The sequence below is a fragment of the Nocardioides sp. genome (assembly GCF_035703625.1).
Lineage (GTDB): Bacteria > Actinomycetota > Actinomycetes > Propionibacteriales > Nocardioidaceae > Nocardioides.
On record NZ_DASSXS010000309.1, the window covers coordinates 1 to 8,961 of the forward strand.

An 8,961-nucleotide genomic window follows, 5' to 3' on the forward strand; every position below is an offset into this window, starting at 1 on the left:
GTCGATGTCGCGAGTTCGAATCTCGTCATCCGCTCGGAGCGGCCGCGTTGCGCGAAGCGCGACGCGAAGAGCCGCGAAGGTTGAGGAGGCTCGACTCGGACGCGAGCTTGCTCGCGGATGAGTGAGCCGTCTCGAAACCCAGTGACCTTCCCCGCCCTCCTCAACCCACGTCCTCACACGAGGGGTGCGAGCCGGACCGTTCCCCGCCCTCCTCAACCACACCCTTCGCGAGGGCGCAGCCGAGCCCAGGGACCTTGCCCCTCCCCTGCGCCCCAATCATTTTGCTCCTGTGACCCGTGTGAAACTTGACCTCTTATGGGGTTGATGTGGACAGTGGGACCGTCAGGACCCTCGTCTCACCCTGAGGTGGACCCATGTCCCGCGTCCGCAAGATCGCCATCGGCGCGTTCGCCGCGCTGCTCGTGGCGACGCCGCTGATCCCTCGCGGAGACGAGCCCGACAGTGCGATCCGTCCGTCCGGAGAGCGCGAGACCGCCACGCCCCGGGCTCCCGGACCGGGCGGCCTGACGGCGGCGATGCGGCGCGAGATCGACCGGGTCGTGGCCGCGGGGAAGCAGGTCGGTGCGATGTCGGCCAGGCAGTCGCCGACCGAGCTGGCGAGCAACCTGGTGCGCTGCGCCGAGTTCGAGGGGCAGCGCTACTGCCTGCACACGGGCTGGACCGCCCAGACCGAGACCGCCGTACGCACCCGGGTCACCACCGCCACCCGGAGCCTGCGCCTCAGCGGTCCCGCTGCCGTGGAGACGACCGGCGACCTGGACCTGGTCGACACCCTGCGCCGCGAGGCTGCACTCAGCCCCACCGAGCGCGCGGCCAGCGAGCGCGCGGAGCTCACCGCAGCCGCGAGGTCGGTGGCCAAGGTGATCCTGCTGCGCCACGAGATCCAGGGCGCGCCCCTGCCGGCCGGGTTCGACACACGCTTCCCCGACGCCGGCCTCACCGCCCGGACCAGCACCACCCAGACCAAGACCGCCGCCGACTACCCGGCGGTCGGCAAGGTGCTCAGGGGGAGGCGCACCTCCGCACAGCAGCGGACCTACTGGTGCGGCCCCACGACCATGCAGATGATCGCCTGGGGCTGGCACCGCGAACGGAAGACCCAGGGGCACTGGGCCGGCCGCCTCGGTACGACGTCGAGCGGCACGGCGATCACCGACATGGTTCGCGTGGTCAACGAGTCCACCGGCTATGACCGCGAGCGCCGGGCCGGGCAGTACATCACCCTCGACATCTCCGACTGGTCCTTCAAGGAGTGGTCACTGCTCAACATGCGCCACATCGTCGACTACCGGGCCCCGCTCGTGCTGCACCCGATCCTGATCAAGAGGTACTACCCCTACCTCGACGACGACGCCTCCGGTCACTTCCAGGTCGGACGGGGCTATGACAAGAACGGCTCCGGCCCCTTGAAGATCGGATACTTCGAGCCGTGGAACCAGCAGCGCTTCGACCCGTCCGAGCCCTTCATCGCCCGGGTCCAGTGGCGCGACGCCTACCGCAGCTACCGCGCGAACAGAGCACACTTCCAGCACAACATCGGGGTGTGATGCGGCGAGGTCTGGCGGCGCTCGGCGCCACACTGATCCTCACCGGCGGCACCGCCGGCTGCACCGACGACGGGGCGAGCAGCACGAACGCCGAACCGAGCGGAACACCGACCAGCGAGGCGCCCACGAGCCCGCCGACCACCACCCCGTCACCCACCAGCCCGGCACCCTCGAGCGAGGAGGCCGAGGTGGTCGGCGGCACCGCCGCCGCCCCGGCTCCGGTCGAGCCGAGCACCCGCCTGCTCGAGTGGTCGCCGGTCCCGCAGCCCGCGACCAGCACCGTCACCCGGGGCGGACCCTGGACGCTCACGGTCAACGAGAGCTCGACCCTGGCCACCTTCGAGGGAAAGCGCTGGCGGGCCAGGTTCGTGGGCAGCGAGCGACAACGCGTCTCGGACGCCATGATCCGGGGAGACTGGGGTGTCGTGGTCTTCCAGGACGAGCAGGAGACCCGTCCCGCCGAGGCACACGTCGTGAGACTGGGCGCCCAGTCCGGGAGGTTCACGGTCGACGGCTCCTCGGATGTCCCGACCACGACCGGCGGGACCTGGGCCCTGGGTGAGGGGACCCTCGTCCACGCCACGATCGGCCCGCGCGCCAGCTACTGCCTGGCCACCGTCGACCTCGGCACGCGGGCCTCGGAGCGGACGTGGTGCGCCGAGAGGCGACACGGCTACAACGGCGCCCAGATCACACCTGCCGGCACGTCCCTGATGACCTTCGACGACCAGCAGCCGTCCTGCCGGACGGTGGCGCAGGTGTCCGGCCACGACCTGGATCCGTTCGAGGGGGTCGAGGACTGCCTCGGCTGGGAGGGTGTCCTGACCGGAGACGGAGCGGTGTGGTCGGTGGTCCCGAAGCAGACGAGGGTCGAGGCCGCCCACTACTACGCGCGCGACGGCGACGAGTACTTCGACCTCGGACCCGGCACCTCCGGAACGCTGGTGTGGTGTGCCGGGTCGGCGTACTTCGCGCAGGACCCGTTGCGCGACGGTGATCCCGCCCGGCTGCTGCGGTGGACCGCCGACCGCGCGCTCGAGGTGGTCTACGAGACGCAGGGTCGCGGACCGGCGTTCCTCACCGAGCCGCGCTGCGGCGGCGACCAGGTCACGGTCACCGCCCTCGGCAAGTCCGGGGACGAGCAGGTGACCGCCGAGGTCGGCTGACCCGTCCGGGTCGTACCCTGCACGGGTGTCCGCGTTCACCGGCTTCCCCGTCGCCGCCCTGGACTTCTACGACGACCTGGAGGTGGACAACACCCGGTCGTTCTGGGAGAAGCACAAGCCGGTCTACGACGAGTCGGTCCGGCAGCCGATGACCGCCCTGTGCGACTCACTCGCGCCGGAGTTCGGTGACGGCAAGGTGTTCCGCCCCTACCGCGACGTGCGGTTCGCCAAGGACAAGACGCCGTACAAGACCCACCAGGGCGCGTTCGTGGCCGCGGGCCCGGCGACCGGATGGTACGTCGAGATCTCGGCCCGCGGGCTGCGGGTCGGGGCCGGCTTCTACGAGGCATCCGGCGAGCGGCTTGCCCGCATCCGGGCCGCGATGGCCGACGACAGGTCCGGGCCGAAGCTGCAGCGGGTGCTGCGCAAGCTCGAGAAGGACGGGTTCGAGATCAGCGGTGACCGGCTCAAGACCAGCCCGCGAGGCTACGACGCCGACCACCCGCGGATCGAGCTGCTGCGTCACAAGCAGCTCCTGGCGGGCCGGTCCTTCGGGTTCGAAGGCCTCGACTCCCCCGACGTGCTCGACCGCGTCCGGGCCGACTGGCGCGCCCTACGCCCCCTGGTCGAGTGGGTCGCCCGTCACGCGGAGTAGGGCTCAGCGCTTCCGGTACGTCGCCATCGCCCGCTCCGGCTCCCAGTAGGCACGCATGGATACGATCCGGCCGGAGTCCCCGACCGTGTAGACCATCACCAGGTCGGTGTCGACCATGCCTCCGTCGGGGAAGGTCGTGGTGATGGTGCCGACGTTGGCGCAGGTGAGGCCGTTGGCGTGGGAGTCGTGGATGACGAACCGGAAGGACTCGATCGGCTCGATCGCCAGCTTCCAGAAGGCTCGGATGCCGGCATGGCCGCGATGCCCCTCCCCCTCGGGATCGAACATGGACGGACCCACCGGGTCCTCGATGACGGCGTCCTCGGCGTACACCTCGAGCCACCGCTCCAGGTCACCGGCCGCGACCGCGGCGTACGAGCGCTGGGAGGCGGAGCGGGCGGGGTGCTCCCCGGTTGGGGCGTTCCAGGTGATGGCATCCGTGCTGCTCATGCCACGATTCTAGAACGTGTTCTAGGTTTCGCACGCTCGCTGCGCGACCTGCTCACCTGCCGGACAGTCGCGCCTGCCCTCAGTGGGGCTGCCAGGCGTCCTCGTCCGCGGTCCGCGAGGTGACGGCCTTGGGCAGCCGGTGCTCGGCCAGCTGCTGGATCGAGACCTGCTCGAACACGTCGCGCAGGGAGCGGCGCGCCGCGATCCAGACATGCTGGAGCACGTCGGCGGTGTCGTTGTACGTCACGGCCTCGGGACGCAGGCCGTAGACGGACACGAGGGGGCCGTCGACGGCCCGGATCACGTCGGCGACCGAGACGTCGCCGGGCGCACGGGCCATCCGCCAGCCGCCGGACTGGCCGCGCTGGGAGATCACGATGCCGGCCCGGCGGAGATCGGCCAGGATCGCCTGGAGGAAGCCGTGCGGGATGTCCTGGCGCCGGCCCAGCTCCTCGGCGCTCACCGCCGCCGCGTCGTCTCGAGATGCCATCTCGATCAGGGCCCGCAGGGCATAGTCGGACTTGGCGGATACGCGCATGCCGCGATTGTCTCAGATGTCGATGCGAACACTCGACCAACCGCCGCGCGCGTCAGGCCGGAACTGGCTCCAGCTCCTCCTCCACCACGGCGAGGCCCGCGCGGTAGCGCTGCACGGCCCAGGCGATGCCGGCGATCCAGAGCGCTGCCAACGCCGCACAGGTGAGCAGCACCGGGGTCTGCGCCATGCCCCCCGCCTCGAGGATGGTCTTGGCGTTGGTCACGATGATCAGCCCTCCCGCAGCGACACCGAGCACGGTTGCCGGGATCCGGCTGACCAGCCATGCGGCGATCGGTGCGGCGACCACGCCACCGGCGAGCAGGGCCACGGCATATCCCCAGAGGATGCCCTGGCTCCCGAGCGCGAACAGGAATCCGAGGGAGCCGCCCACGGCGACGACGAACTCCGAGGTGTCGATGCTTCCGATGACCTTGCGCGGTTCGAGCCGTCCGGAGGACAGGAGGCTGGTCGTGCCGACCGGGCCCCAGCCACCGCCCCCGATGGCGTCCATGGTGCCGGCCACCACGCCCATCGGCGCCAGGAAGAGGGGCGAGGGGTGAGCCTTGATCCGCGGCCGGCGACCGTTCAGCGCCAGGAAGCGCCAGATGACGTAGCCACCGAGCAGCAGGAGGAGCCCGGCCACCCAGGGCTTGGCGGAGTCGCCGTCGACGTTGGCCAGGAGCGTCGCCCCTGCGAAGGCGCCGACGAACCCCGGCACGGCCAGGATGCCGACCGTCCTCCAGTCCACGTTGCCGAGCTTGTGGTGCGAGAAGCCCGAGATCAGCGAGGTGCCGATCTCGGAGAAGTGCACGGCGGCCGACGCGGCTGCCGGTGCGACTCCGGTCGCCAGGAGCAGCGTGGACGAGGTGACGCCGTACGCCATGCCGAGGGAGCCATCGACGAGCTGGGCCAGCAGGCCGACGATTCCAAGGACGATGAGCTTGCGCATTGCGGGCTAACCCCTTCGGTCGCCCGGGTGGGTGCACCGGACGGTCGGAAACAAGTGTCAGAGTGGTATCTCAGGTGTTTCGATTGACTTTATCATTCGACTATTGGCGGGTCGACTTGTCGAGGAAAGATGGCAGGGAGATCCCGGTCACCTCCGGCTTGCGCTCCGGGGAGTGGCCCCGGATAATCAAGTTACCGGCCAGTAACGGTCTCGGCCGGCCGACCCCGAGACGGAACAGGTGGATCAGTGAGCCACTACAAGAGCAACCTGCGCGACATCGAGTTCAACCTCTTCGAGGTGCTGGGCCGGGACGAGGTCCTCGGCCAGGGCCCGTTCGCCGACGTGGACGGAGAGACCGCCCGCTCGATCCTCGCCGAGGTCGACCGGCTGGCCCGGGAAGACCTGGCCGCGTCGTACGAGGACAGCGACCGCAACCCCCCGGTCTTCGACCCCGCCACCGGCGAGGCGCCGATCCCGGAGTCGTTCAAGAAGAGCTACCAGGCCTGGATGGACGCGGAGTACTGGCGCCTCGGCATCGCCGAGGAGCTCGGCGGCACTCCCGCGCCCTCGACCATCAACTGGGCGATCGGCGAGCTGGTGCTCGGCGCCAACGCCCCCATCTGGATGTACGGCGCCGGGCCGGCGTTCGCCGGCGTGGTGCACCGCAACGGCAACGAGCGTGACCAGAAGATCGCCCAGCACATCGTCGACCGGCAGTGGGGCACGACCATGGTGCTGACCGAGCCGGACGCCGGGTCCGACGTCGGCGCGGGTCGCACGAAGGCGACCCCGAACGACGACGGCACCTGGAACATCGAGGGCGTCAAGCGCTTCATCACGTCCGGCGAGCACGACATGAGCGATAACATCATCCACCTGACCCTCGCCCGGCCTGCCGGCGTTGAAGGGGTCGGGGGTCCCGGCACCAAGGGGCTCTCGCTGTTCATCGTCCCCAAGTGGGACTTCGACCCCGAGACCGGTGAGCTGACCGGTGAGCGCAACGGCGTCCACGTGACCAACGTCGAGCACAAGATGGGCATCAAGGTGTCCAACACGTGCGAGGTCACCTACGGCGAGAAGGAGCCCGCCAAGGGCTGGCTGCTCGGAGAGGTGCACGACGGCATCGCGCAGATGTTCCAGGTCATCGAGAACGCCCGGATGATGGTCGGCACCAAGGCGATCGCCACGCTGTCGACCGGCTACCTGAACGCTCTCGACTACGCCAAGGAGCGGGTGCAGGGAGCCGACCTCACCGAGGCCTCCGACAAGACGGCGCCCCGGGTGACCATCACCCACCACCCTGACGTCCGACGTTCGCTGATGACGCAGAAGTCCTTCGCCGAGGCGATGCGCGCGCTGGTCCTCTACACGGCGTCATGGCAGGACCAGGTGATGCTCGCCGAGCACGCCGACGCGACGGACACCGACGAGGCCAGGCTGGCGGCCGCCGTCAACGACCTGCTGCTCCCGATCGTCAAGGGCTACGGCTCGGAGCGTTCGTGGGTGCTGCTCGGCACCGAGTCGCTGCAGACGTTCGGCGGTTCCGGCTTCCTGTCGGAGTACCCGCTCGAGCAGTACGTCCGCGACGCCAAGATCGACACCCTCTACGAGGGCACCACCGCCATCCAGGGCCAGGACTTCTTCTTCCGCAAGATCGTCAAGGACCAGGGCAAGGCGCTCGGCCACCTCGCAGCCCAGATCGAGGCGTTCATCAGCTCCGAGGCCGGCAACGGCCGCCTGAAGGTGGAGCGCAGCCTGCTCGCCAAGGCGCTCGAGGACGCCAACGCGATCGTCGGCCACATGATCAACGACCTGATGTCCGCGGACGCCTCCGCCGACGGCGGCGACATCCGCAACATCTACAAGGTGGGGCTCAACACCACCCGCCTGCTGATGGTGCTCGGCGACCTGGTCTGCGCGTGGCTGCTGCTGCGCCAGGCCGAGGTCGCACTCGACAAGCTGGCAGGAGACGCCGGAAAGGACCAGGCCTTCTACGAGGGCAAGGTCGCGGCGGCGCAGTTCTTCGCGCAGCACAACCTGCCGAAGATCTCCGCCGAGCGAGCGCTCGCCGAGGCCACCGACCTGTCGCTGATGGACCTCGACGAAGCAGCCTTCTGAACCCACACCCGCCACGACCCTGCCCCCGGGCCGCGCGCCCGGGGCAGGTCGTAGGCTGTCGTCACGCACCGCTCACACTCAACAGGGAGACCCCATGGGAATCGGCGTCGGCATCTTTCTGATCGTGATCGGTCTGATCCTGCTGCTGGACGTGATCGAGGACTTTCCCGACGCGATCGCGGACGTGATCGACGTCGAGACGCTCGGCTGGATCTGCCTGATCGTGGGCATCCTGGGAATCGTCCTGGCCCTGGTCATGAACCGCCAGCGCAGCCGGACGACGCACATCCAGGAGCGTCGCGACATCTGAACCTGCCCGGGAGCTCCGCCGTGACCGGATGCCGGTTGCGTTGCGCACGGACGCAATCGGACCCCGGGCTCGACCCGGCCGCGGGCACGCGGACATACTGTGCGTCCATGACCGATCAGGAACGCCTCGCCGGGTACGTCGACGTGTGGTGGCAGGCCATCAACGACTTCACTGCCCTGCTGGAGAAGATTCCCGCCGAGCAGTGGTCCACACCCACCGACCTCGCCGGGTGGGACGTCCGGGCCGTGGCCGCACACATCGCCCACCTGGAGGGTGTCCTGGCCGGGAACCCCGAGGAGACGGTCGACGTCGGCGAGCCGGAGCACGTGACCGGCCTGATGGGCCTCTACACCGAGCAGGGGGTCGTCGCCCGGAGCCGGCACTCCCCCGACGACCTGATCAACGAGATCCGTGAGGCTGCCACCCGCCGCCACACCGCCCTGGTCGCCGACCCTCCCACCGACGGGTCGGCCAGGCCCGAGCCGATCTTCGGCGGTGTCGGCTGGGACTGGAACACCCTCCTGCGCAACCGTCCCCTCGATGTCTGGATGCACGAGCAGGACGTACGCCGGGCGGTCGGGATGCCCGGAGGCATGGACTCCCCGGCGGCGCAGCACACCGCCGACTACCTGGCCGAGAGCCTGGGCATGGTGCTGGCCAAGCGGGTCGGCGCGCCGGCGGGCACGACCGTCGTGCTGGAGCTGGAGGGGTCCGAGCCGGTGGCGTTCGCCGTCAACGAGTCCCGGCGCGGTGAACAGCTCGCGAGGATCCCCGACGATCCGAGCGTGCGGCTGACCATGGGCCGCGAGTCGTTCATCCTCCTGGCCGGCGGCCGCCGGGCCCCCGAGCCCGGCGCGATCCGGATCGAGGGCGACGAGCAGCTCGGGCAGCGGATCGTGGACACCCTCGCGGTGACACCATGAAGGCACCCAAGGACGCCTGGTCGCTCTCCGACATGGCCGACCAGGCCGGCAAGACCTTCCTGGTGACCGGCTGCACCCTGGGCGGGCTCGGCCACTACACGGCGCTCGAGCTCGCGCGGAGGGGAGCCCGGGTCGTGCTCTCTGGCCGTTCCCCCGACAAGCTGGCCGAGACGGAGGCCGCGATCCGCTCGCAGGTGCCGCACGCGGAACTGGTGCAGCTGCAGGTGGACCTCGCGGACCTCGGGTCGGTCCGCAAGGCGGCCGCGCACGCCGCGTCGGTCGGC

General features: G+C 69.9%; 10 protein-coding genes. 7 read left to right on the top strand and 3 right to left on the bottom strand.

Annotated features, from left to right (window positions below):
- Positions 1-374: 374 nt before the first annotated feature.
- From VFN12_RS16295 to VFN12_RS16305, 3 genes are read left to right on the top strand one after another with little or no spacing between them, the layout of a single operon-like run.
- Positions 375-1,568: a C39 family peptidase gene (locus VFN12_RS16295; RefSeq protein WP_325119818.1), complete on the top strand. Its 1,194-nt coding sequence runs from the start codon at positions 375-377 to the stop codon at positions 1,566-1,568.
- Positions 1,568-2,734 (top strand): hypothetical protein, encoded by a 1,167-nt coding sequence (locus VFN12_RS16300; RefSeq protein ID WP_325119820.1) that lies wholly within the window; start codon positions 1,568-1,570, stop codon positions 2,732-2,734. The genes VFN12_RS16295 and VFN12_RS16300 overlap by 1 nt, the downstream gene beginning before the upstream one ends.
- Positions 2,735-2,759: 25 nt before the next feature.
- Complete coding sequence (locus VFN12_RS16305) at positions 2,760-3,389, top strand: DUF2461 domain-containing protein (protein ID WP_325119821.1); 630 nt, start codon at positions 2,760-2,762, stop codon at positions 3,387-3,389.
- Between the two features lie 3 nt (positions 3,390-3,392).
- On the opposite strand, the gene VFN12_RS16310 is transcribed toward VFN12_RS16305, so the two are convergent.
- The 3 genes from VFN12_RS16310 to VFN12_RS16320 form a co-directional block, all read right to left on the bottom strand.
- On the bottom strand, positions 3,393-3,839 hold the full coding sequence (locus VFN12_RS16310; protein ID WP_325119822.1) for a nuclear transport factor 2 family protein: 447 nt from the start codon (positions 3,837-3,839) through the stop codon (positions 3,393-3,395).
- Positions 3,840-3,918: 79 nt separating this feature from the next.
- Positions 3,919-4,377, bottom strand: coding sequence for an Rrf2 family transcriptional regulator (locus VFN12_RS16315; protein ID WP_325119823.1), 459 nt, complete (start codon positions 4,375-4,377; stop codon positions 3,919-3,921).
- Between the two features lie 52 nt (positions 4,378-4,429).
- Positions 4,430-5,326 (bottom strand): sulfite exporter TauE/SafE family protein, encoded by an 897-nt coding sequence (locus VFN12_RS16320; RefSeq protein WP_325119824.1) that lies wholly within the window; start codon positions 5,324-5,326, stop codon positions 4,430-4,432.
- 246 nt (positions 5,327-5,572) lie between these two features.
- On the opposite strand from VFN12_RS16320, the gene VFN12_RS16325 reads away from it, so the two are divergent.
- The 4 genes from VFN12_RS16325 to VFN12_RS16340 all read left to right on the top strand — a co-directional run.
- Entirely contained in the window at positions 5,573-7,444 is a 1,872-nt protein-coding gene (locus tag VFN12_RS16325) for an acyl-CoA dehydrogenase (RefSeq protein WP_325119825.1), read from the top strand.
- Positions 7,445-7,538: 94 nt separating this feature from the next.
- Positions 7,539-7,754, top strand: coding sequence for a DUF6458 family protein (locus tag VFN12_RS16330; RefSeq protein ID WP_325119826.1), 216 nt, complete (start codon positions 7,539-7,541; stop codon positions 7,752-7,754).
- Between the two features lie 107 nt (positions 7,755-7,861).
- Positions 7,862-8,677, top strand: a complete 816-nt coding sequence (locus VFN12_RS16335; RefSeq protein ID WP_325119827.1) for a maleylpyruvate isomerase family mycothiol-dependent enzyme — start codon at positions 7,862-7,864, stop codon at positions 8,675-8,677.
- Positions 8,674-8,961, top strand: a 288-nt coding sequence (locus VFN12_RS16340; RefSeq protein ID WP_325119828.1) for an SDR family NAD(P)-dependent oxidoreductase, incomplete at its 3' end; no start/stop codon positions are given. The genes VFN12_RS16335 and VFN12_RS16340, both read left to right, overlap by 4 nt.

What these genes read in the sequence shown, in the direction of transcription:
- VFN12_RS16315 (WP_325119823.1), bottom strand. Translation starts at nt 4,377, where the DNA reads ATGCGCGTATCCGCCAAGTCCGACTATGCCCTGCGGGCCCTGATCGAG.
- VFN12_RS16295 (WP_325119818.1), top strand. Translation starts at nt 375, where the DNA reads ATGTCCCGCGTCCGCAAGATCGCCATCGGCGCGTTCGCCGCGCTGCTC.
- VFN12_RS16300 (WP_325119820.1), top strand. Translation starts at nt 1,568, where the DNA reads ATGCGGCGAGGTCTGGCGGCGCTCGGCGCCACACTGATCCTCACCGGC.
- VFN12_RS16310 (WP_325119822.1), bottom strand. Translation starts at nt 3,839, where the DNA reads ATGAGCAGCACGGATGCCATCACCTGGAACGCCCCAACCGGGGAGCAC.
- VFN12_RS16335 (WP_325119827.1), top strand. Translation starts at nt 7,862, where the DNA reads ATGACCGATCAGGAACGCCTCGCCGGGTACGTCGACGTGTGGTGGCAG.
- VFN12_RS16330 (WP_325119826.1), top strand. Translation starts at nt 7,539, where the DNA reads ATGGGAATCGGCGTCGGCATCTTTCTGATCGTGATCGGTCTGATCCTG.
- VFN12_RS16320 (WP_325119824.1), bottom strand. Translation starts at nt 5,326, where the DNA reads ATGCGCAAGCTCATCGTCCTTGGAATCGTCGGCCTGCTGGCCCAGCTC.